The sequence below is a fragment of the Pseudonocardia kunmingensis genome, assembly GCF_006716445.1.
Lineage (GTDB): Bacteria > Actinomycetota > Actinomycetes > Mycobacteriales > Pseudonocardiaceae > Pseudonocardia > Pseudonocardia kunmingensis.
Window position 1 is genome coordinate 194,161 of record NZ_VFPA01000001.1, and the last position, 21,930, is coordinate 216,090.

20 protein-coding genes are annotated in these 21,930 nt (G+C 73.2%); 7 read left to right on the forward strand and 13 right to left on the reverse strand.

From position 1 onward, the window contains the following. Positions 1–126: 126 nt before the first annotated feature. The 9 genes from FB558_RS00880 to FB558_RS00920 all read right to left on the reverse strand — a co-directional run bounded on the left by FB558_RS00880 (position 127) and on the right by FB558_RS00920 (position 8,850). Complete coding sequence (locus FB558_RS00880) at positions 127–903, reverse strand: pseudouridine synthase (RefSeq protein ID WP_142047171.1); 777 nt, start codon at positions 901–903, stop codon at positions 127–129. A 22-nt stretch (positions 904–925) separates the two neighbouring features. Next, positions 926–1,576, reverse strand: coding sequence for an SMC-Scp complex subunit ScpB (gene scpB / locus FB558_RS00885; protein WP_142047173.1), 651 nt, complete (start codon positions 1,574–1,576; stop codon positions 926–928). Beyond that, positions 1,569–2,390: a segregation and condensation protein A gene (locus FB558_RS00890; RefSeq protein ID WP_142047175.1), complete on the reverse strand. Its 822-nt coding sequence runs from the start codon at positions 2,388–2,390 to the stop codon at positions 1,569–1,571. The genes scpB and FB558_RS00890 overlap by 8 nt, the downstream gene beginning before the upstream one ends. Before the next feature lie 25 nt (positions 2,391–2,415). Further along, on the reverse strand, positions 2,416–3,360 hold the full coding sequence (locus tag FB558_RS00895) for a ParA family protein (protein ID WP_142047177.1): 945 nt from the start codon (positions 3,358–3,360) through the stop codon (positions 2,416–2,418). Positions 3,361–3,580: 220 nt separating this feature from the next. Then, complete coding sequence (xerD, locus tag FB558_RS00900; protein ID WP_142047179.1) at positions 3,581–4,519, reverse strand: site-specific tyrosine recombinase XerD; 939 nt, start codon at positions 4,517–4,519, stop codon at positions 3,581–3,583. Positions 4,520–4,652: 133 nt separating this feature from the next. Next, positions 4,653–5,942: a TRAP transporter large permease gene (locus tag FB558_RS00905; protein ID WP_142047181.1), complete on the reverse strand. Its 1,290-nt coding sequence runs from the start codon at positions 5,940–5,942 to the stop codon at positions 4,653–4,655. Next, a complete protein-coding gene (locus FB558_RS00910; RefSeq protein WP_142047184.1) occupies positions 5,939–6,553 on the reverse strand; it encodes a TRAP transporter small permease in 615 nt (204 codons plus the stop codon). Before FB558_RS00910 ends, FB558_RS00905 begins: the two co-directional genes overlap by 4 nt. 60 nt (positions 6,554–6,613) lie before the next feature. Further along, positions 6,614–7,675 (reverse strand): DctP family TRAP transporter solute-binding subunit, encoded by a 1,062-nt coding sequence (locus tag FB558_RS00915; protein WP_142047186.1) that lies wholly within the window; start codon positions 7,673–7,675, stop codon positions 6,614–6,616. Positions 7,676–7,863: 188 nt separating this feature from the next. Beyond that, positions 7,864–8,850 carry an LLM class F420-dependent oxidoreductase gene (locus FB558_RS00920; protein ID WP_142053497.1) on the reverse strand — a complete coding sequence of 329 codons (987 nt, stop codon included), beginning with the start codon at positions 8,848–8,850 and terminating at the stop codon, positions 7,864–7,866. Positions 8,851–8,998: 148 nt separating this feature from the next. Between FB558_RS00920 and FB558_RS00925 the strand changes: the two genes are divergently transcribed. Genes FB558_RS00925 through FB558_RS00955 form a run of 7 tightly spaced genes read left to right on the forward strand, consistent with a single transcriptional unit; the run spans position 8,999 to position 17,247 of the window. Then, the gene (locus FB558_RS00925) at positions 8,999–10,345 is read left to right on the forward strand and encodes a purine-cytosine permease family protein (RefSeq protein WP_142047188.1); all 1,347 of its coding nucleotides are present in this window, start codon (positions 8,999–9,001) and stop codon (positions 10,343–10,345) included. After that, positions 10,345–11,916 carry a hydantoinase/oxoprolinase N-terminal domain-containing protein gene (locus tag FB558_RS00930; protein WP_142047190.1) on the forward strand — a complete coding sequence of 524 codons (1,572 nt, stop codon included), beginning with the start codon at positions 10,345–10,347 and terminating at the stop codon, positions 11,914–11,916. Before FB558_RS00925 ends, FB558_RS00930 begins: the two co-directional genes overlap by 1 nt. Further along, positions 11,913–12,998 carry an S-methyl thiohydantoin desulfurase family protein gene (locus FB558_RS00935; RefSeq protein WP_142047192.1) on the forward strand — a complete coding sequence of 362 codons (1,086 nt, stop codon included), beginning with the start codon at positions 11,913–11,915 and terminating at the stop codon, positions 12,996–12,998. Before FB558_RS00930 ends, FB558_RS00935 begins: the two co-directional genes overlap by 4 nt. Next, positions 12,995–14,098: an S-methyl thiohydantoin desulfurase family protein gene (locus tag FB558_RS00940; protein ID WP_142047194.1), complete on the forward strand. Its 1,104-nt coding sequence runs from the start codon at positions 12,995–12,997 to the stop codon at positions 14,096–14,098. The genes FB558_RS00935 and FB558_RS00940 overlap by 4 nt, the downstream gene beginning before the upstream one ends. Before the next feature lie 14 nt (positions 14,099–14,112). After that, positions 14,113–15,186, forward strand: a complete 1,074-nt coding sequence (locus FB558_RS00945) for a DUF917 domain-containing protein (protein ID WP_142047197.1) — start codon at positions 14,113–14,115, stop codon at positions 15,184–15,186. Beyond that, positions 15,183–16,661, forward strand: coding sequence for a PucR family transcriptional regulator (locus FB558_RS00950; protein ID WP_142047199.1), 1,479 nt, complete (start codon positions 15,183–15,185; stop codon positions 16,659–16,661). The genes FB558_RS00945 and FB558_RS00950 overlap by 4 nt, the downstream gene beginning before the upstream one ends. A 34-nt stretch (positions 16,662–16,695) precedes the next feature. Further along, positions 16,696–17,247 carry a DUF1707 domain-containing protein gene (locus tag FB558_RS00955; RefSeq protein WP_246106191.1) on the forward strand — a complete coding sequence of 184 codons (552 nt, stop codon included), beginning with the start codon at positions 16,696–16,698 and terminating at the stop codon, positions 17,245–17,247. A 6-nt stretch (positions 17,248–17,253) separates the two neighbouring features. Here the strand turns inward: FB558_RS00955 and FB558_RS00960 are convergent, their stop codons facing one another. The 4 genes from FB558_RS00960 to steA form a co-directional block, all read right to left on the reverse strand. Continuing rightward, positions 17,254–17,817 carry an NUDIX domain-containing protein gene (locus FB558_RS00960; RefSeq protein ID WP_142053501.1) on the reverse strand — a complete coding sequence of 188 codons (564 nt, stop codon included), beginning with the start codon at positions 17,815–17,817 and terminating at the stop codon, positions 17,254–17,256. A 59-nt stretch (positions 17,818–17,876) separates the two neighbouring features. Continuing rightward, positions 17,877–19,592, reverse strand: a complete 1,716-nt coding sequence (locus FB558_RS00965) for a CTP synthase (protein ID WP_142047201.1) — start codon at positions 19,590–19,592, stop codon at positions 17,877–17,879. A gap of 70 nt (positions 19,593–19,662) precedes the next feature. Continuing rightward, on the reverse strand, positions 19,663–20,598 hold the full coding sequence (locus FB558_RS00970; RefSeq protein WP_142047203.1) for a copper transporter: 936 nt from the start codon (positions 20,596–20,598) through the stop codon (positions 19,663–19,665). After that, positions 20,595–21,779: a putative cytokinetic ring protein SteA gene (steA, locus tag FB558_RS00975; protein ID WP_142047205.1), complete on the reverse strand. Its 1,185-nt coding sequence runs from the start codon at positions 21,777–21,779 to the stop codon at positions 20,595–20,597. The genes FB558_RS00970 and steA overlap by 4 nt, the downstream gene beginning before the upstream one ends. Between the last annotated feature and the right edge of the window lie 151 nt (positions 21,780–21,930).

Consider the following 21,930-nt stretch of genomic DNA (forward strand, 5'->3'; position numbering starts at 1 on the left):
GTTCCTGCCGCGCGCCGTCCGCGGGCCGCCGACCATCATGCCTTGTGGCCCGAGCCGGGCTCCGCCCGGTCGTGAGTGGATACGAGTGCTGGAGCACTCGTATCCACTCACGGGCGGCGGCAGCCGCTACATGTCGACGGAGCGGTAGAGGCTTCCGACCTCGGCGCGGGTGAGCGGGCGGAACCGGCCGGGGCGCTGGTCGCCGAGGCGCACCTCGCCGATCGCGGTGCGCACGAGCCGCTGCACCGGGTGGCCGACCTCGTCGAGCAGCCGGCGCACCACGTGCTTGCGGCCCTCGTGGATCACCACCTCTACCAGCGACCGGCCGGGCGTGGAGTCCACCAGCCGGAACGAGTGGACCGAGACCGGCCCGTCGTCGAGCTCGACGCCGTCGCGCAGCCTGCGCCCGAGGTCGCGGGGCACCTGGCCCATCACCTCGGCGAGGTAGGTCTTCTCGATCTCGTACGACGGGTGCATCAGCCGGTGCCCCAGCTCGCCGTCGTTCGTGAGCAGCAGCAGGCCCTCGGTCTCGGCGTCGAGGCGGCCGACGTGGAACAGCCGCGCGCGCGGCGCACCGGTGAAGTGCTCGTCGACGATCCCGCGCTCGACGACGAGGTCCCCGACGCACTGGCGGCCGCGGTCGTCGTGCATCGTCGAGAGGATGCCGCGCGGCTTGTTCAGCGCGAGGTGCACGAGGTCGTCGCGCAGCACGATGCGGGAGCCGTCGACGTGCACGACGGCGGTGTCAGGGTCGATGCGGCGTCCCATCTCCCGCACGACCTTGCCGTCGACGCTCACGCGGCCGGCCGCGATCAGCTCCTCGGCGGCTCGGCGGGACGCGACGCCGGCCTGGGCCAGCACCTTCTGCAGGCGCACGCTGTCGGCGCGCGCCCCTGTGGTCATGTCACTCATCGGGCGGTTCTCATCACGGTCGGTCTTGCAGTTCGTCGATCGCATCGACGTCGGGCAGGAGGGGGGCGAGCGGCGGCAGCTCTTCCAGCGAGGAGAGCCCCAGCCGCTCCAGGAAGAGTTCGGTGGTGCGGAACAGGGTGCCCTGGGTGGCGGCGTCGACGCCCGCCTCCTGCACCAGTCCGCGGGTGAGCAGGGTGCGCAGCACGCCGTCGCAGTTGACGCCGCGGACCGCCGAGACGCGGGCGCGCGTGACCGGCTGCCGGTAGGCGACGACGGCGAGGGTCTCCAGCGCCGCGCGGGTGAGCCGGGCGCGCTGCCCGTCCAGCAGCAAGCGCTCGACGTAGGGCGCGTAGGCGTCCCGGGTGTAGAGGCGCCAGCCGCCGCCGGAGTGCCGCAGGTCGATCCCCCGGTTCCCGGCGGTGTAGGCGGCGGACAGCCGCTGCACCGCCTCGCGGACGCGGGCCACCGGCTGGTCGAGCGCCAGGGCGAGGGTCTCCTCGTCGGTGGGGGCGTCGACCACGAGCAGCAGCGCCTCGAGCGCGGCGTCGAGCGCGGCGTCGTCGGCGAGGGCGTTCTCGGTGAGCTCGTCGGGCTCGGCCTCGGCGGGCGCGTCCGGGACGAGGTCGAGCACTGCGGTGGCGAGATCGGCAGGGGTGTCAGTCATCGCTGTCGGGGGTCGGGGCGGCCGGGGTGCCGGACGTGGACGGTGTCCAGCGTACTGTCAGCTCCCCGAACGGCTCGGGTTGCGCCAGATCGATCACCGCCTCCCGGAAGAGGTCGAGCACCGCGAGGAAGCGGGCCACGACCTCCAGCGGGCCGTCGCAGTCGGCGGTGAGCGCGGCGAACGTGGCCTCACCCAGCTCGGCGAGCCGCTCCCGCAGGATCGCGACCTGCTCGGCCACCGACACCGCCGGGGCGTGCAGGTGGTCGATGCCGACCGTGGGCGGCGGCTTGGGCCGGAACACCGAGGCGGCGAGCGCGGCGAAGGTCTCCGGGTCGACGCCGAGCAGCACCTCGGGCAGCAGCGCGGAGAACCGCTCCTCCAGCGCGACCGACCGGGGGAACCGCCGCATCGCGCCGGCCTCGAGCTCCACGAACAGCCCGGCCACCTGCTTGTAGGCGCGGTACTGCAGCAGCCGGGCGAACAGCAGGTCGCGGGCCTCGAGCAGCGCGAGGTCCTCGGCGTCCTCCACCTCGGCGTCGGGCAGCAGCCGGGCCGCCTTCAGGTCCAGCAACGTGGCCGCGACCAGCAGGAACTCGGTGGTCTCGTCCAGGTCGGCGTCGTCGCCGAGCGCGGCGAGGTGCGCGATGAAGTCGTCGGTGACGGTGTGCAGCGCCATCTCGGTGATGTCGAGCTCGTGCTTGCCGATCAGCTGCAGCAGGAGGTCGAACGGACCCTCGAAGTTGTGCAGCCGGACCTGGAAGCGCGGGCGCGGCGCAGGGGTGAGCGCCGGCGCGTCGTCGTCGACGACCGTCACGCGGTGGGGCCCTTCATGTGCCGGTTCACCGGGCGAGGACCTCGCGGGCGAGCATCCGGTAGGCGTTGGCACCGTTGGAGGTGGGCGCCCACGTCGTGATCGGCTCCCCCGCCACGGTGGTCTCCGGGAAGCGGACGGTGCGGTTGATCACGGCCTCGAACACGAGCTCGCCGAACGCCTCGATCACGCGCTGGCGCACCTCCTTGGTGTGCAGCGTGCGCGGGTCGAACATCGTGGCCAGTATGCCGAGGATCTGCAGGTCCGGGTTGAGCCGCTCCTTCACCTTGTCGATGGTGTCCATCAGCAGGGCGACCCCGCGCAGCGAGAAGAACTCGCAGGCCAGCGGGATGAGGATCGAGTCGGCGCAGGCGAGCGCGTTGATCGTGAGCAGGCCGAGCGACGGCTGGCAGTCGATGAGGATGACGTCGTAGCGGTCGAGCACCGGCTTGATCGCGCGCCCGAGCGCCTGCTCCCGGCCCACCTCGGTGACGAGCTGCACCTCGGCCGCCGACAGGTCGATGTTGCTCGGCAGCAGGTCCATGCCATCGACGCCGCTGGGCCTTATCACCTCGTCGATCTCCGCCCCGCGCTCCATCAGCAGGTTGTAGATCGTCATGTCGAGCTCGTGCGCCTGCACCCCGAGCCCGACCGAGAGCGCGCCCTGGGGGTCGAAGTCGACCAGCAGCACCCGGCGGCCGTACTCCGCGAGTGCGGCACCGAGGTTGATCGTCGACGTCGTCTTGCCGACGCCGCCCTTCTGGTTCGCCACCGCGATGACCCTCGCCGGGCCGTGTTCGGTGAGCGGAGCCGGTTCGGGCACGTTCACGCGGTCTCTCCCCACGGAGTCGTCGACCGCGTCCGGCTCGTCACCCGGGTGATCGTCGTCCATGCGATCGTCCTGGTGATCGTCGTCGTAGCGATCCTCGTCGAGCGGCTCGGTGCGGGGGGCGAAGGGCCGCGGCGTGTCCATGCGGTCTCCGGTCTCTGGCGGGCGACCCGTGACGGGGCCGATCCGCGCAGCGTAGGAGCCCGGGCGGAGGACCGGCAACGCGCCCCGCCGCGTGTCGGCCATCCGATCGGCCGAGTGTGACCGAAGGGACTGCCACGTTACCCAGAGGTGGCAGCCGGGTGGACGGCGGGCGCGCGGCACGGCAGGGGGAACGACGGGCCGGATCGGGTGAGCGCGCGTCTCAGGGCGTCCGCGGCGCGCGCAGCGCCCGGGGATGGGAGGTCGCGTAGACCTCGCGCAGGGTGTCGACGGTGACGTGCGTGTAGATCTGGGTGGTGGTCACCGACGCGTGGCCGAGCAGCTCCTGCACCACGCGGACGTCGGCGCCGCCCGCGAGCAGGTGGGTGGCGAAGCAGTGCCGCAGCGTGTGCGGGGAGACCACCGAGGTCAGCCCGGCGGCGTCCGCGGCGGCGCGCAGGGCGTGCCAGGCGCTCTGCCGCGAGAGCCGGGCCCCGCGGGCGTTGAGCAGCAGCGCCGGGGTCCCCCGCCCGCGGGCGGCCAGCGCCGGGCGCCCCCGCACCAGGTAGGCGTCGACGGCGGCGAGCGCGGGCCGCCCGACGGGCACGATCCGCTGCTTGCCGCCCTTGCCGCGCAGCAGCACGGTGCGCGCCACCGCGTCGAGGTCGTCGACGTCGAGCCCGACGGCCTCGGAGATCCGGGCGCCGGTGGAGTAGAGCAGCTCCAGCAGCGCGCGGGCGCGCAGCGCAGGCGGGCCGTCCCCGATGCACCCCGCGAGCAGCTGCTCGACCTCGTCCACCGACAGCGTGCGCGGCAGCCGGACCGGCAGGGCGGGCGGCGCGACGTCCCGGGCGACGTCGTCGGGCACCAGCCCGTCCCGCACGGCGAAGCGGTGCAGCCCGCGCACCGCGGCGAGCGCCCGCGCCGCGGACGACGCCGCGAGCCCCGCGGGCCCGCCCCGCAGCGCCGGGACGAACGCCGTGACGTCGGCCTCGCGCACCGCGGCGAGGTCGTCGATCCCCCGCGCGGCGAGGTGCTCGAGGTAGCGCGAGAGGTCCGTGCGGTAGGCCCGCAGCGTGTTCTCCGCGCTCCCCCGCTCGACGGCGAGGTGGTTGAGGAACGCCTCGACGACGTCGTCCGGTCGCGTCCCCACACCGCTCATCCTCCCGCGGACGCGCCGCGGCGGCGCGCAGGACGCGCCCGGAGGGGACCGCTCCAGGCCCAGTGAACGCAACGAACGGCACTTTCGTTGCTACCTAGCCGACGAGAGTGCCGTTCGTTGCGTCAGGTCGGCGCTAACCGCCCCCGAGGAACGCGAGCGAGATCGCCGGGACGTAGGTCACCAGGAACAGCGCCGCCAGCAGCACGAGCGCGGTGGGGATCGCGGCCCGCGCGACCTGCAGGACCGTCATCCCCGACATGCCGCTTGCCACGAACAGGTTCAGGCCCAGCGGCGGCGTGACCATCCCGATCTCGAGGTTCATCACCATGATGATGCCGAGGTGGATCGGGTCGACCCCGAGCTCCAGGCCGATCGGCAGCAGGATCGGCGCGATGATCAGGATCGCGCTGGAGGTCTCCATGAAGCAGCCGGCGACCAGCAGGATGATGTTGACCAGCAGCAGGAACGTCCACTTGTTCAGCTCGGCGTCCAGCAGCAGCTCGGTGATCTCCCCCGGGATGCGCTCGGAGGTGAGCACGAAGGAGAACAGGATCCCGTTCGCGATGATGAACATGATCATCGCCGAGGTGCGCGACGACGAGAGCAGGATCGCGCCGAGGTCGGGGAGCTTCAGCTCGCGGTAGACGAACACGGACACGATCACCGCGTAGAACACGGCCATGGCGGCCGCCTCGGTGGGGGTGAAGATCCCGCCGTAGATGCCGCCGAGCACGAGCACCGGCAGGGCGAGGCTCAGCAGCGCGTCGCGCAGGGCGCGCAGCTTCTCCCCCGTGGTCATCACGATGGCGTGCTCGCCCGTGCCGTAACCGCGCCGGTGGGAGAGGACGAACACCAGGGCCAGCAGCATGAACCCGGCGACGAGGCCCGGCAGGACGCCTGCGATGAACAGGTCGCCGATCGACTGCTCGGTCGCGATCCCGTAGACGATCAGCGGGATCGACGGCGGGATGAGGATGCCGAGCGAGCCGGACGTCGCGATCAGGCCGGTCGAGAACCGCTTCGGGTAGCCGCTGGCCACCATCGCCGGGATGATCAACGTGCCGACGGCGACGACCGTGGCCGGGCTGGACCCGGAGATGGCGGCGAAGAACATGCACGAGAGCACGGCCGTCATCGCCAGGCCGCCGCGGAACTGGCCGACCACCGCGTTGCAGGCCGCGATCAGGCGCCTGCTGATCCCGCCCCGGCTCATGATGCTCGCGGCGAGCACGAAGAACGGGATCGCCATCAGCGGGAACGTGTTGAGGGCGTTGAACAGCCGCTCCGGCACCTGCGTGAGCGGGATGGTCGTGTAGTAGAAGAAGTACGCGAACGAGGTCAGGCCCAGCGCCACCGCGATGGGGGTGGAGGAGAACAGCAGCGCGAACAGCAGGACGACCAGCGCGATCGAGGCCTCGCTCACCGGCCGTCCTCCTCGTCGTCGCCGCGGCGCCGGTCCGGCGGGTCGTCGGGCTCGGCCCGGGTCCGCTCGACGTCACGCCGGTCGACACCGGCCGCTTCCGCCTCGACCTCGAGGATCGAGCGGTGCCCCTCGGCGAACGCCTCGGTCCCGCGGGCGGTCCGCACGAGGATCTCCAGCGCCCGCAGCAGCATCAGCGTGAAGCCGATCGGGACCGCGGCCTCCACGACCCACAGCGGCAGCTTCAGCGACGGCGTGATGGTGGCGGTGGAGAACGGCTCGAACAGCAGCAGCCAGGCGAAGGCGCCGACGCACACGAGGTAGACCACGGTGATGGCGGCGCCCAGTACGGCGAACGCGCGCTTCCCGCGCCCGGCGAGGAACGCGCCGAAGATGTCGACGTTGACGTGCTCGTTGTGCCGCAACGTGATCACGGCGCCGAGGAACGTCGAGTAAATGATCAAGTAGATGATCGCCTCCTCCGACCAGAAGAGGAAGATCCCGAACCCGTAGCGCAGCACGACCGCGACGATCGCGATGATCGTCGCCAGGCCCAGTGCCGACGCGGCCAGGATGTTCTCGACGCGGGTCAGCACCCGATCGAAGCGCTGCACGTGACCTCCATGCGAGAGACGGGGACGGCCGCGTGGACCGTCCCCGCCCGGGGTGGCGCGCTACTGGGCGGCCTGGTCGGCGAGCAGGTCGGCGATGAGCTCCGGCCCGATCACGTCGGCGTACTGCTCCCACACCGACGGCACCACGGCGTCCTTGAACGCCTGGCGCTCCTCGGGGGTGAGGTCGAGGATCGTCGTCGTGCCCGCCTGCTCGATCGTCGTGCGGGCGTCGGAGTTCAGCTTCGCCGCGACCTCGCGGTTGTAGGTGCTCGCCTCGTCCGCGGAGGACTGCACGACCTCCTGCAGGTCGGGCGGCAGGCTCTCGAAGAACTGGTTGTTGATCACCAGGACGTAGCCGATGTAGCCGTGGTTCGACTCGGTGATGTGGCTCTGCACCGTGTGCATGTTCTGCGACTCGATGTTCGAGTACGGGTTCTCCTGGCCGTTGACGACGCCCTGCTGGAGGGCGTTGTAGACCTCGGCGAACGCCAGCGGGGTGGAGCTGGCGCCCCACTTCTCGAACTGGCTGCGCAGCACGTCGGAGGGCTGGATGCGGAAGCTGAGCCCGGCCAGCGACGCGGGCGTGCGCATCTCCGTGTTCGAGGACAGCTGCTTGAGCCCGTTGTCCCACAGGCCCATCACCTTGATGTTGCTCGCGGCGAGGGCCTCGTTCTCGTAGATCGCCTTGCCCACCGCGGAGTCGGGCGAGGCGACCTCCGGGATGTCCTCGACGCTGTCGAACAGGAACGGCAGGTCGAGCACCTGCAGCGCGGGGGCCACGGTCGTGAACTTGGCGCTGGCGGGCGCGAGCATCTGCACGCTGTTGGACTGCAGCGCCTGCAGCTCGTCCTTGTCCCCGTAGAGCTCGGAGTTCGGGTAGATCTCGACGGTGACGCGGCCGCCGGAGCGCTCCTCCACGACCTCCTTGAACCGCTCCGCGGCCTGCCCCTTCGGGGTCGCCGGGGTCACCACGTGCGAGAACTTGATCGTGAAGGACTCACCGCCGTCCGCGCCGCCACCCGCATCGGCACCGGCACCACGCGCGCCGCACGCCGCCAGGACCAGGGCCGCGGCGACCACCAGCACCGCGACCTTCGAACGACGCCCGTGTCGTCTGATCATGTCCGTTCCTCCACCTCGCCGCACCCTTGCGTCGATCCGCTGGATACTCGCGGAGGAGATCCGGATTGGGAAGGCCTCGCAGGCAACGTTCAGGTCACCCCGGGCCTGCGGCCGCCCCGGTTGCAGCAAAGCCACTTCCCTGCAACGAGGTGGCAGGAAAAGTGGCTTTGCTGCAAGGAGGGGCGGCGTCAGCGCAGGGCCGGGATGACCTCCCGCTCGAACAGCTCGATGCCCGCGCGGTCGTAGGCGGCCTCGGAGAAGTTGAAGATCCCGTAGGTCATGCCGGCCTCGCGGAGGGCGCCGAGGCGCTCGACGACCTGCGCCGGCGTGCCGCAGGCAGGCGAGTCGCGGAACTGGCCCTGCAGCCGCTGCGCCGCCTCCTCGCCGACGGCGGGCTGCACCCGCGTGACGATGTCCTGCAGCCGCTTCTCGACCTCGGCCTCGGTCTCGCCGATCGCCACGTTGAAGTTCGACGACCGGACGATGGCGTCGAAGTCGGTGCCGACCGTCTCGCAGTGCCCCTTCAGCAGCTCCGACTTGCGGACGAACTCGTCCTGGACGCCCACGAAGTTCGTGTACTGCGCGTACTTCGCCGCGATCTTGAGGGTGACCTTCTCCCCGCCGCCCGCGATCCAGAGCGGGATCCCGCCCTCCTGCAGCGGCAGCGGGCGCACGATCGCGCCGTCCACCTGGTAGTGCTGACCGTCGAGCGAGGCCCGGCCCTCGGTCCAGGCCTGGCGCATGATCTGCACGCCCTCGTCGAGCATCCGCAGCCGCTCCCGCGCGGGCGGGAACCCGTAGCCGTAGGCGCGCCACTCGTGCTCGTACCAGCCCGCGCCGATGCCCATCTCGACGCGCCCGCCGGAGACGACGTCGCAGGTGGCGGCGACCTTCGCGAGGTAGGCCGGGTTGCGGTAGCTCATGCAGGTGCACATCTGCCCGAGCCGCACCCGCTCGGTGACGGCCCCGAACGCCGACATCAGCGTCCACGCCTCGTGCGTGGCCTCGTCGGTGGGGACGGGGACGGTGTGGAAGTGGTCGTAGACCCAGATGGACTCCCACGGGCCCGCGTCGGCGTGCTGCGCGAGGCCCTTCATCGTGGCCCACTGGTCCTTCGGGTCGATGCCGACGAGGTCGTGTCGCCAGCCTTGGGGAACGAACAGTCCGAAGCGCATTCCGGTCACGAACTCCTACCCTAGCCCTCCTCCTCTGACATCTCCTGTCTGTGCACTCTGCACATCGCAGCACGCGAATCGGGCATTCCGCCTCGTGACCGGTTCCTGACCAGTGATTACCTTTCCGCAAACACCGGAGGAGGTCGCCGTGAGCGCAAGTCGTGTGGGTGTCGACGACTACGCACTGGCCAGGGTGCCCGAGTCGGCGCGGTACTCGTGGTGGTCGGTGGCGGTGCAGCGGTTCGGGCAGGTGTCCGCGCTGAGCCAGTTCCTGCTGGGCTCCACGCTCGGGTTCGGCATGGGCTTCTGGGAGGCGTTCCTCGCGTTCACCCTCGGCGCGGTCGTGCTGGAGCTCGTCTCCGTCGGCGTGGGGATCATCGGCTGCCGCGAAGGTCTGCAGACCTCGGTGCTCACGCGCTGGACCGGTTTCGGCCAGGGCGGCAGCGCGGTCGTCGGGGTCGCGATCGGCATCTCGCTGATCGGCTGGTTCGGCATCCAGTCGGGGGTCTCGGCCCAAGGGCTGGTCAGCCTGATCGGCGTGCTGCCGGTCTGGGTGTGGTCGCTGCTGTTCGGGCTCGCCGTGACCTTCATCGTGCTGTGGGGCTTCGCCTCGATGAAGTGGGTCGCCTACCTGACGGTGCCCGCGTTCGTGGTGCTCGTCGCCTGGTCCATCGGGAGCGAGCTGCTCGACCACGACCTCGGCACGCTCGTCGCCTCCGCCCCGGCCGGCCCGAGCCTGTCGGTGCTGGAGGGCACCACCCTGGTGGCGGGCGGGTTCATCGTCGGGGCGGTGATCACCTCGGACATGACCCGGTTCAACCGCAGTGCCGCCGACGTCGTCAAGCAGACCGTCGTGGGGGTCACGCTCGGCGAGTACGTGATCGGCATGGCCGGCGTGCTGCTGGCCCACGCCATCCGCTCCGACGACATCATCACGATCGTCACGTCGTCGGTCGGCTGGGTCGGCACCCTGGTGATCATCCTGGGCACGCTGAAGATCAACGACTGGAACCTGTACAGCTCCGGGCTGGGTGTCGTGAACTTCGTCGGCACCGTGTTCGGCAAGCGCGTCAACCGCGCGGCCGTGACGCTGGCGCTGGGTGTCGTCGGCAGCCTGCTCGCCGCAGGCGGCATCCTCGACAACCTCATCGGCTTCCTCACCCTGCTCGGCGTCGCGTTCCCGCCGATCGCCGGGATCATGGTCGCCGAGTACTTCGTCGTGCGGATCTGGCGCCCGGACCTCGACCGGTCACGGGCCGAGGGCCGGCTCCCGGAGTCCGCCCCCACCTGGGTGCCCGCCACCCTCGTCGTCTGGGTGGTCGCCGCGCTGATCGGACAGTTCGTCACCTGGGGCCTGCCCAGCATCAACTCCCTGGTGGCCGCATTCGTGCTCTACGTCGTGGCGGGCAAGGCCGGCCTCGTCCGGGGGATCGGCGTCAGCCGGACCCTGGACGGCGCCGACGCCTCCGCAGGAGAGAAGGAGGAGGCAGTCTGATGCGGATCGGGATCGACGTCGGGGGCACGAACACCGACGCCGTCCTCATGGACGGCGACCGGGTGCTCGCCGCGGTCAAGGCCGCGACGACCCCCGACGTCACCTCGGGCATCGTCACCGCGCTGGACGGGTTGCAGGGCAGGCACGCGTTCGCGCCCGCCGACGTGCAGGCCGTGATGATCGGGACGACGCACTTCATCAACGCACTCGTGGAGGCCCGCGGCCTCGCGCCCACCGCGGCGTTGCGTCTCGGGCTGCCGGCCACGGCGTCGCTGCCGCCGCTGGTCGACTGGCCCGCCCGCCTGGTCGACGCGGTCTCGGGCCGGGCCTACCTCGCCCACGGCGGCCACGAGTTCGACGGCAGGCCGATCTCCCCGCTCGACGAGGACGAGCTCCGCCGCCACGCCGCCGACATGGCCGCGCACGGCGTGCGCTCCGTCGCGATCTCGTCGGTGTTCTCGCCGGTCAACACCGAGTTCGAGGTCCGGGCCGCCGAGGTGCTCGCCGAGGAGCTCGGCGCGGACGTCCCGGTGTCGCTCTCGCACGAGATCGGCCGGGTCGGGCTCCTGGAGCGGGAGAACGCCACGATCATCAACGCGGCGCTGCGCGAGCTCGCCGCGGGCATCGTCGACGGGCTGGCCGCCTCGATCGCGGGGCACGGCATCACGGCGCCGCTCTACCTCAGCCAGAACGACGGCACGCTGATGGACGTCGAGTTCGCCCGCCGCTACCCGGTGGCGACGTTCGCGTCCGGGCCCACCAACTCGATGCGCGGCGCGGCGGTCCTGTCCGGCCTCGGAACCTGCGCGGTCGTGGACGTCGGGGGCACCACCACCGACGTCGGCGTGCTCACCGGGGGCTTCCCGCGGGAGGCCACCGTCGAGGTGACCGTGGCGGGCGTGCGCACCAACTTCCGCATGCCCGACGTGCTGAGCATCGGTCTCGGGGGCGGCAGCCTGGTACGCGGCAGCGGGGCGGACGTCAGCGTCGGGCCGGAATCGGTCGGCTACCGGCTCGTCGAGCAGGCGCGCGTGTTCGGCGGTGACGTCCTCACCGCCACCGACGTCGCCGTCGCGGCGGGCCGGGTGGAGATCGGCGACCCGGCCCGGGTCGCCGGGCTCGCCGCCGCCGACGTCACCGCGGCGCTGGAGCGGATCGCCGCCGACGTCGCCGACGTCGTGGACCGCATGCGGATCTCCGCCGACCCGCTGCCCGTGGTCGCCGTGGGCGGCGGCTCGGTGCTGCTGCCCGACGCCTTCCCCGGCCTCGGCGCGGTGCACCGCCCGGAGCACTTCGCGGTGGCCAACGCCATCGGCGCGGCGATCGCCCAGGTGGGCGGCGAGGTGGACCGGGTCTTCGCGATCGAACCGGGCCGCCGCGACGCCGCCGTCGACGAGGCGCGCCAGGAGGCGGTGGACCGCGCCGTCGTGGCCGGTGCCGATCCCGCCACGGTCGCGATCGTCGACTTCGACGAGGTGCCGATCCCCTACCTTCCCGGCAACGCCACCCGCATCCGCTGCAAAGCGGTCGGGGACCTGCGGATCGAGCAGCCGACGGGGCCGCGCGCATGACCGGCACGCTCACGACCGCGGCGATCACCGCGGACGACCTGGAGGCGCTGGCCCGCGGAGCCGCCGTGCTCGGCACCGGCGGCGGCGGCGACCCCTACATCGGGCGGCTGCTCGCCGCGCAGGCGTTGCGCGAGCACGGCCCCGTCGCGCTCGTGGCGCCGTCCGACCTGCCCGACGACGCGCAGGTGTTCCCCGTCGCGATGATGGGCGCGCCCACCGTCATGGTCGAGAAGACCCCGTCGGTGGAGCGGATCGGGGACACCGTCGCAGCGCTGGCCCGCCACATCGGCGTCACCCCCACGCACATCGCCTGCATCGAGGCAGGCGGCGTCAACTCGACGTTCCCGCTGGTGGCCGCCGCGCAGCTCGGTCTGCCGGTCGTGGACGGCGACGGCATGGGCCGGGCCTTCCCCGAACTGCAGATGGTGCTGCAGACGCTCTCCGGGATCGGGTGCACGCCGATGTCGATCGCCGACGAGAAGGGCAACGTCGGCGTGCTGCAGTCCGTCGACAACCGCTCCGCCGAGGCGCTGGCCCGCTCGCTGACCATCACGATGGGCTGCGCCGCGATCATCTCGAACTACGCGATGACCGGCGCCCAGGCCCGCGCGAGCCTCGTCGCGGGGACGTTGAGCCTCTGCACCCGGATCGGCAGGCGGGTGGCCGAGGTGCGCGCCGAGCACGGCGACGCGGTCGGTGCGGTCGCCGCCGAGCTGGGCGGGCGGGTGCTGCACTCCGGCAAGGTCACCGACGTGGCGCGGCGGACGACCACCGGGTTCGCCCGCGGCACCGCGGTCGTCTCGGGGGCGGGTGAGCTGGTGCTCGAGTTCCAGAACGAGCACCTGGTGGCGCGCCGCGACGGGGTCGTCGAGGTCACCACCCCGGATCTGATCATCGTGCTCGACACGGACTCGGGCGAGCCGGTCACCACCGAGGCGCTGCGCTTCGGGCACCGGGTCTCGGTGCTGGCGGCACCCGCGGACGAGCGGTGGCACTCCCCCGGCGGGATCGAGCTGGTCGGGCCGCGCTACTTCGGCTACGACACCGACCCTGTGCGCTTCGACGCCCGGGAGGACCGATGACCTGGGAGCTGACGCCCGCCGACCTGCCCGACCTCGCCCGCGGCGCCGCGCTGCTCGGCACCGGCGGCGGTGGTGACCCGCACATCGGACGCCTCATGGTCGAGGCCGCGATGCGCGCGCACGGGCCGGTCACGGTGCTCGACCCGGACGAGGTGGACGACGCCGCGTTCGTCGTCCCCACCGCGATGATGGGCGCCCCCACCGTGATGGTCGAGAAGATCCCGCGCGGCGACGAGGCGGTCACCGCGCTGCGCACGCTCGAGCGCCACCTCGGCCGGCGTGCCGATGCGACGATGCCGATCGAGTGCGGCGGCATCAACTCGATGATCCCGCTGGTCGTGGCCGCGACGACCGGCCTGCCGGTCGTCGACGCGGACGGGATGGGCCGGGCGTTCCCCGAACTGCAGATGGAGACGTTCGGCGTCTACGGCGTGCCCGGCTCGCCGATGGTGGTGGCGGGCGACCACGGCGAGACCGTCACCATCGACACCGGCCACGACAACCGTCGCATGGAGTGGCTCGCCCGCGGCGCGGCCATCCGCATGGGCGGAGCGGCCCTGATCGCCGAGTACGCGATGTCCGGCGCCGACGTGAAGCGCACGGCGGTCCCGCGGACGCTCTCCCTGGGCCTCGCGCTCGGCCGCGCGCTGCGCGAGGCCCGCGAGCAACTGCGGGACCCGATCTCCGCGCTCACCGACGTGCTCGCCGCCACCGCCTACTCGCACCTGCGCGTGCTGTTCGCCGGGAAGGTCGCCGACGTCGAGCGCCGCACCGTCGACGGCTTCGCCCGCGGGCGGGCCCGGTTCGTCTCCTTCGACGGCGCGTCGACGCTGCGCACCGCCTTCCAGAACGAGACGCTGGTGGCCGAGGTCGACGGCGTCGTGCGCTGCATCGTGCCCGACCTCATCTGCATCCTCGAGGCCGAGTCGGGCGAGCCGATCACGACCGAGGCGCTGCGGTACGGGCAGCGGGTGGTGGTCGTCGGCATCTCGACGCCGGAGATCATGCGCACCCCCGAGGCGCTGGCGGTGTTCGGTCCGGCCTGCTTCGGTCTCAGCCACGCGTTCCGGCCGGTGGAGGACGCGGTGCCGGTCGGATAGGGGATCATCTGCCGATGGCGACGGGGCGGCTCACGGTCGACGACGTCGATGCGCTCGTCGCCGGGCTCACGCTGCTCGGCTCGGGCGGCGGCGGTGACGCCCACGCCTTCCGGCACGTGCTGCGCCGCACGCTCGCCGGCACGGAGCTGGTGCTGCACGACCCGGCCACGCTCGCCGACGCTCCGGTCGTGGCCATCGGCATGATCGGGGCCACCCGCGTACTCACCGAGAAGCTGCCCAGCGGCCAGGAGATCGCCTGCGCCGTCCGCGCGCTGGCCAGGTGGACCGGCGTCGAGCCGGCCGCGCTCATGCCCTTCGAAGCGGCCGGGCTCAACGGTGCGATCGCGGTGGCAGGCGCGGCCGGGCTCGGGCTCCCGCTCGTGGACGCCGACCTCATGGGGCGCGCGCTCACCCGCGTCGACCAGCTCACCTTCGCCGTCGCGGACCGCCCGCTCCCCCCGTTCGTGATGGCCGAGCCGGGCGGGCAGACCGTGCTGGTGGACGACACCGCCCCGATCGTGCTCGAGCGCGTCGCGCGCACGGTGGTCGCCCAGGGTGGGGGCTGGGCGGCCTGCGCACTGGGTCCGGTGCCGGCGAGCCGGGCCGGCACGGACGCCTGCACCGGCACCCTGGCCCGCGCGTTGCGGCTCGGCCGGGCACACGCCGGGCTCGTCCGCCCGGACGCGGCGGAGGTGGCGGCCGCCCTCGGCGGGCGGGTGCTGGCCGCGGGCCGCACGGTGGAGATCGCCCGCCACCCGTCCGCGTCGTTCGGCCGCGCCGGAGTGGCGGTCCTCGCCGACGACGGAGCCGTCCTGCGCGTGGAGGCCGAGAACGAGTACCTGCTGGCGGTCCTCGACGGCGAGCCCGTCGCGAGCTGCCCGGACCTGCTGTGCCTGCTCGACCGCCGCACCGCGGCTCCGATCGCGGTCGACGGCCTGCGCCCCGGGGACGACGTGCTCGTGACGGTGCTGCCCGGCCCGCCCTGGTGGCGTGCGAGCCCCGAGCGGCTGTGCCGGGTGGACCCGCGGGCGTTCGGGCTGGACTGCGACGCGGTCCTGCTCCCCGATCCGGTCGGGTCGACCCCGTGACCGCGCCGCTGACCCTGGGTGCCCTGCTCGCGCACCCCGACTGGGCCGCCGTGGTCGTCCTCGCCGCGCGCACGGCCGGCGCCGAGCCCGACGCGGTGCGCGCGGTGCACACCGTGGCGGACCTCCGCGCGGACGCGCCGGCCGCCCGCGACGCCCTGCTCGCGGTCGCGCTGTCCGGGGACCGCGACGACTGGCACCTCGACGCGCTGCTGCGCCGGGCGGCCGCGGCCGGCGTCGCTGCCGTGCTGCTGCCCGGAACGGATCCGCTGCGGGCGGCGAGCCGGTTGCTCGCCGCCCGGGTCGGGGTCACTGTGCTGGGCGCCCCGGACCCGCTCGGCGCGGCGCTCGCGGCCACCCGCCTGCTGCACGAGCCCGGGCAGGTGCTCGCCGACCTGGTGTCGCGCACCGCGGCCGTGTGCGCGACGGTCACCGGCGGCGTCGACGAACTGGTGGCGGAGCTGGCCAGGACCTGGCGCCGCCCGGTGTGGCTGGCCGACGGCTCCGGTCGCGTGGTCGCGGGCACCGAGCCGGGCCCCGGCGACCGTGGCGAGGTGGTGAGCCGGCCGGTCGGGGGCGAGCGAGCGCATCCCACCGCCCTCGTGACCGCGCTGCCCCGCGGTGTCCCGGCGGAGCTCGCTGCCGTCCGCGCGGCGCTCGGCGTGGCGGCGGGTGCCGTCGGGCAGCGGATGGCCGACGTGCGCCTCGCGGTCGAGCGCGACGCGCGGCTGCGGATGTCGCTGCTCGCGGAGCTCGTGGCCGCGGCCGCCGAACCGGGCCCGGGCACGCGGCGGCGCGCACTGGACGCCGGATGGCAGCTCGAGGGCTGGCACATCGGCATCCGGATCGACGTGCCGGGCAGCGTCGACCCGGTCACGACGCGACCCGAGGTGCTTCGCGCCTTCGACGCCGCCCACCTGCGCGCGGTCGTCGTCGAGCAGGGATCGGGGTGGGGCGCGTGGTCCACGTTCGCCGACGAGCCCGGGGCCGGCGAGCTGAACCGGCACGCGACGGCGACGCGCCGGGCGCAGTCGCTGCTGCGCTCGACCGTGCCGAGCGCGATGGGGGTCGGCCGCCTGCAGCGCGGCGCGGCCGGGCTCGCGCGGACGCTCGGTGAAGCGGGCGACGCCGCCCGGCTGGCCGCCACCCGCTCGGCCAGCGGCTGCTTCGTCCACGTCGACCGGCTGGGGCTCGGGCAGCTCCTGCTCGCCTGGACCCGCACCGACACGTTCCTCCCCGCCGCCCGCTCGATGCTCGAGCCGCTGCGCGACCAGCCCGGCGATCTTCTCCGCACGCTCACCGCCTACCTCGACGCCGAGTCCTCGCTCACCGAGACCGCCGCCGTGCTGGGCGTGCACCGCAACACCGTGGCGGCGCGGGTCGCGCGGGCCCAGGAGCTGCTCGGCGTGGTGCTCGCGGATCCCGACGAGCGCCTCGCCCTGCACCTGGCCTGCCGCAGCGTCCTGTTCCACACCTGAGCCGGCGCTCGCCGATCCGGGTACCGTCGATGTCGTGAGCACGCCCGAGACGCGCGGGATCCGGATCGGCCACGACGAACGCGAAGCCGCCGTGCGCGAGCTCGGCGAGCACTTCTCCGAGGGCAGGCTCGACCCGCAGGAGTACGAGGAGCGGATGTCCGCGGCCTACGCCGCGCGCACCACCGACGACCTCGCGCCGCTGTTCGCCGACCTGCCGCGGCCGCACGACGCCGCCACGATGGCGGTGCCCCAGGGATCGACGAGCCGGTGGCCCGCGGAGCAGGGACGGTCGTGGCAGGGGCCGGTGGCTTCCGCCGGTGCCCTGGAGCCGGGCCCGGACGCGCCATACGGCCGGGACCCGGACACGCTGCAGCCGTACTCGGAGAAGAACAAGGTCGTCGCCGGAGTGCTGCAGCTGGTGCTGCCGTTCGGCGTCGGTCGCTTCTACACCGGCCATGTCGCCACGGGCGTGGCGCAGCTGCTGCTGTCGTTCATCGGCATCGGCGTGATCTGGGCGTTCATCGACGGCATCGTGCTGCTGGCCGGCAGCCCGCGCGATCCGCGGGGCCGGCCGTTGCGCCCCTGAGGCGCGTCAGCCGATGCGGTCGGCGAACCGCGTGGGCCGGTCCGGCCACGGCGCGTCGGCCGGCCGGGCCGCGGCGGGCGCGCCGGCGAGGGCGTGCGCGGCGAGCACGCCGGCCACCGTGGTGGCGTTGACGATGGTGCCCGCGAGCACCATCCGCACCGCCACCGGCAGCGACACCCAGCGCGTGGCCAGGTCGGCCTCCTCGTCGTCCTTCTGTTCCGGGCGCCCCACCTCGGAGACGCCGCGGGCCAGGTAGACGCGCACCGCCTCGTCGGAGAAGCCGGGCGAGGGCGCGACGTCCACCAGCGCGGCCCACTCCGAGGCCGCCAGCCCGGTCTCCTCGGCCAGCTCGCGCTGCGCGGTGGCGAGCGGGTCCTCGCCGCGGACGTCGAGCAGGCCCGCGGGCAGCTCCCACAGCCGCCGCCCGACCGCGTGGCGGTACTGGTGGATCATCATCAGCCGGTCGTCGGCGTCCAGCGCGGCGATCGCGACGGCGCCGGGATGCTCCACGATCTCCCGGACGGCCACGCGCCCCCCGGGCATCAGCACCTCGTCGGCGCGTAGCGCCATGACGCGCCCGGTGTAGACGTCCTTGCTCGCCTGCACGGCGAACTCGTGCCGGGGCGTGCTCACGACGCCGCCCCGTTCACGCCCGCGGCGGCCCGCTCCCGGGCGGGCAGCTCGACCGGCAGCCGGTCGGCGGCCCGGTAGCCCAGCGCGGCCTTGACGAACGCGCTGAAGAGCGGGTGCGGTCGGGTGGGGCGGCTCTTGAGCTCGGGGTGCGCCTGGGTGCCGACGAAGAACGGGTGCTTGTCGGCAGGCAGCTCCACGAACTCGACGAGCTTGCCGTCGGGCGAGGTGCCGCCGAAGACGAGCCCCGCCTCCTCCAGCCGGTCCCGGTAGGAGTTGTTGACCTCGTAGCGGTGGCGATGGCGCTCGGACACCTCGCGCGCCCCGTAGGCCTGCGCCACGACGGTGCCCTCGCCCAGCTTCGCCGGGTAGGCGCCCAGGCGCATGGTGCCGCCCATGTCGCGCTCGCCCGCCACGACGTCGCGCTGGTCGGCCATGGTCGAGATCACCGGGTGCGGGGTGCGCTCGTCGAACTCCGAGGAGTTCGCGTCGGCCAGGCCACCGAGGGTCCGGGCGGCCTCGATCACCATGCACTGCAGGCCGAGGCACAGCCCGAGCGTCGGCACACCGCGGGTGCGGGCGTGCCGGATCGCGCCGAGCTTGCCCTCGATGCCGCGCACGCCGAACCCGCCGGGGATCAGGATGCCGTCCATGCCCTCCAGCGCCGTGGCGGCACCGGCCGGCGTGCGGCACTCGTCGGACTGCACCCAGACGATCTCCACGCGGGAGCGGTGGGCGAACCCGCCGGCCCGCAGCGCCTCGGTGACCGACAGGTAGGCGTCGGGCAGGTCGACGTACTTGCCGACGAGCGCGATGCGCACCGTCTCGTCGGGGTGGTGCACGCGGTCGAGCAGGTCGCCCCACACCGTCCAGTCGACGTCGCGGAACGGCAGGCCCAGACGCCGCACGACGTAGGCATCGAGGCCCTCCCGGTGCAGCACCCGCGGGATGTCGTAGATCGAGGGGGCGTCCGGGGTGGCGATGACGCCGTCGGTGTCGACGTCGCACATGAGGCTGATCTTGCGCTTCATGCCCTCCGGGATCTCCCGGTCGGCGCGCAGCACGAGCCCGTCGGGCTGGATGCCGATGTTGCGCAGCGCGGCCACGGAGTGCTGCGTCGGCTTGGTCTTCAGCTCCCCCGACGGCGCGAGGTAGGGCACCAGCGAGACGTGCAGGAAGAAGCAGTTGTCCCGGCCCACGTCGTGGCGGACCTGGCGCACGGCCTCCAGGAACGGCAGCGACTCGATGTCGCCGACCGTGCCGCCCACCTCGGTGATCACGACGTCCGGGACGACGCCGTCCTCGTCCGGCTCCGCCATCGCGTGGATGCGGTCCTTGATCTCGTTGGTGATGTGCGGGATGACCTGGACGGTGTCGCCCAGGTACTCCCCGCGCCGCTCCTTCGCGATCACCGACGAGTAGACCTGGCCGGTGGTGACGTTGGCGCGGCCGTGCAGGTTCCGGTCGAGGAACCGCTCGTAGTGGCCGATGTCGAGGTCGGTCTCGGCCCCGTCCTCGGTGACGAACACCTCACCGTGCTGGAACGGGTTCATCGTGCCCGGATCCACGTTCAGGTACGGGTCCAGCTTCTGCATGATGACCCGCAGACCGCGGGAGGTGAGGAGCTGGCCGAGGCTCGAAGCCGTCAGGCCTTTGCCCAGCGAGGACGCGACCCCGCCGGTGACGAACAGATGACGCGTCGCGCGAGGCTGCACGGGACTCCAGGGTACAGAGCAACGCTTCGGAGCGGGCGCCGACCCCGCGTCCCGGGCGGGTGAACCCGGATCAGGCGGCGGGCGCCGACCCGTCGGCCGCGCTCGCCGCCGTGCCGTACCGACCCGCGCTGCCGTCGAGCTGTTCGCGCACGGCCAGCACCGCCGACACCCGGCCGGCCCCGGTGTGCACGTCGTCCACCGTGGACACCCGCTCGACGATGTCCGGCTCGGCACGCGCGACGCCGACGGCGCCGGTGGCCTCGGCCGACCCGGCGCGTCCGGCGAGGACGGCGCCGCCGCCGGAGCGGTCGAGCTGGGCGGCGAACCGCGCGAGCACGGCGGCGGCGTCGCCCCCGTCGATGCCCTCCAGTGCGCCACCGGTGAGCACGAGCACCGCGTCACCGGGCTGCGGGCGCGGACCCGGACCGACGAACCCCGCGGCGGCGAGTCCGGCCAGCACGGCGTCGGCCTGCTGGGTCGTGATCGGCTGGCCCGGCTGCTCCCCGCCCGGGGCCAGCACCACGCCGCCGAGCAGCCCGCCGAGCAGGCTGCCGGTGTCCGACGCCGCGGGCAGCTGCGCGCCGGTGGGCAGCAGCTGGGAGGTCAGCTCGCGCAGCTGGTCGGCCCGCGCGGGATCGCCGACGGCCGGCGTCAGCGTCACCTCGCCGCCCGCGGTCGCCCCGGCCTGGCCCAGCAGCGCCAGCACCGCCTCGCGGTCCGCCGGGTCGGCGCCCGAGGTCACCAGCGTCACGGTGCGGCCCTGCAGCTGCCCGCGCACCGCGGCCGGACCGACCCGCTGCGCGAACTCGTCGGACGCCCGCTGCGCGGCGGCCAGGTCGTCACGTTCGGCGCGGAGGGTCTGCACCTGGCCCTCCAGGTCGTCGGCCTCGGTGGAGACGGCCGACAACAGGCGGTCCGACACCCCCGCCGAACCGAGGACCACGCCGACGGCGAGCGCGAGGAACACCGCCGCGATCGAGATCGCGTGGTAGCGCATCGAGATCACGCGAACCAGCTCCTGATCTGGTCGACGAGCCCGAGCCAGGTCTGGGTGAGCCACGCGAGCACCGCCTCGCCCGCGTCCGACACCAGCAGGGCCGCCGCCACCGCCACCAGCGCGGCGCCGACCATCAGCAGGATCGCGCCGACCGAGATGCGGCTGCGGTAGAGCGAGGCGATCACCTGCCCGTCCACCAGCAGGCCGCCCAGCTGCAGCCGGGTGAGGAACGTGGAGGCGATGCTGCCCGACCGTCCGCGGTCGAGGAACTCCGCCATGCTCGCCGAGAGCCCCACCGTGACGACCAGCGAGGCGCCGTTGTGGGCGGCGATCAGCAGCGCCAGATCCTCCGGGTTGGCGGAGCTGGGGAACGTCACGGCGCCGGCCCCGAGGTCCTGCACCCGGTGCAGGCCGGGCGCGTGACCGTCGGCGAAGGCGGGCACGACGACGTCCGCGCCGCTGGTGAGCGCCTCGCTGGAGATCTCGTTGGGATCGCCGACGATCAGCTGTGGCCGGTGCCCCGCCTGCATCAGCGCGTCCGCGCCCGCACCGACCCCGACCAGCACCGGGCGGTACTCGCGGATGTAGTGCGCGAGCCGCGCCAGCTCGGCGGCGTGGTCGTAGCCCGCTGCCACCACGAGCACCTGCCGCCCGGACAGGTCGACCTCGACGTCGGGCACGCCCGCCCCGTCGAGCAGCATCGACCGCTCGCGGCGCATGAACTCGATGGTGTTGGCCGCGAACGCCTCGAGCTGGTGGGTGAGGCCGGACTTCGCCTCCACCATCGCGTCGGCCACCGAGTCGGCGTCCTGCTCGACGCCCTCGGCGAGGCGCAGCTCGCCCGCGTACACCACGCCCTCGTGGATGCGGATGCGGCTGCCGTCCTTGATCTCCCGCAACGCCTCGGCGCCGACGCCGTCCACCAGCACGATCCCGGCGCCGACGAGCACCTCCGGGCCCAGGTTGGGGAACCGCCCCGAGATCGACGGCGCCGCGTTGACCACGCCCGCCACCTTCGCCGCGACGAGCGCGTCGGCGGTGGTGCGGTCGAGGTCGACGTGGTCGATCACGGCGATCTCCCCCGGCTTGAGCCGGCGGAGCAGGCCGTCGGTGCGCCGGTCGACCCGGGCGACGCCGGACAGCCCGGGCAGCTCCGTGCGCGAGCGGTGCAACAGGCCGGACAGCTTCATGCACGCACTGTGACATCGGAATCGCAGGATGCCAGGAAGGCACGCCGGTCGGTCACCACGGGTTCACCCTCGGGACAACGCACCTTGGAGCCACACTGCTGTATTTCGGGCCCTCTGGAGAGCAGTACGGCTCCAAGGTGCGGTGTCTGGG

Bases quoted from the DNA above. Each gene is read 5' to 3' on its own strand.
- FB558_RS00880 (WP_142047171.1), bottom strand. From the start codon at position 903: ATGACCACAGGGGCGCGCGCCGACAGCGTGCGCCTGCAGAAGGTGCTG.
- scpB (WP_142047173.1), bottom strand. From the start codon at position 1,576: ATGACTGACACCCCTGCCGATCTCGCCACCGCAGTGCTCGACCTCGTC.
- FB558_RS00895 (WP_142047177.1), bottom strand. From the start codon at position 3,360: ATGGACACGCCGCGGCCCTTCGCCCCCCGCACCGAGCCGCTCGACGAG.
- xerD (WP_142047179.1), bottom strand. From the start codon at position 4,519: ATGAGCGGTGTGGGGACGCGACCGGACGACGTCGTCGAGGCGTTCCTC.
- FB558_RS00915 (WP_142047186.1), bottom strand. From the start codon at position 7,675: ATGATCAGACGACACGGGCGTCGTTCGAAGGTCGCGGTGCTGGTGGTC.
- FB558_RS00920 (WP_142053497.1), bottom strand. From the start codon at position 8,850: ATGCGCTTCGGACTGTTCGTTCCCCAAGGCTGGCGACACGACCTCGTC.
- FB558_RS00930 (WP_142047190.1), top strand. From the start codon at position 10,345: ATGCGGATCGGGATCGACGTCGGGGGCACGAACACCGACGCCGTCCTC.
- FB558_RS00935 (WP_142047192.1), top strand. From the start codon at position 11,913: ATGACCGGCACGCTCACGACCGCGGCGATCACCGCGGACGACCTGGAG.
- FB558_RS00940 (WP_142047194.1), top strand. From the start codon at position 12,995: ATGACCTGGGAGCTGACGCCCGCCGACCTGCCCGACCTCGCCCGCGGC.
- FB558_RS00945 (WP_142047197.1), top strand. From the start codon at position 14,113: ATGGCGACGGGGCGGCTCACGGTCGACGACGTCGATGCGCTCGTCGCC.
- FB558_RS00960 (WP_142053501.1), bottom strand. From the start codon at position 17,817: ATGGCGCTACGCGCCGACGAGGTGCTGATGCCCGGGGGGCGCGTGGCC.
- steA (WP_142047205.1), bottom strand. From the start codon at position 21,779: ATGAAGCTGTCCGGCCTGTTGCACCGCTCGCGCACGGAGCTGCCCGGG.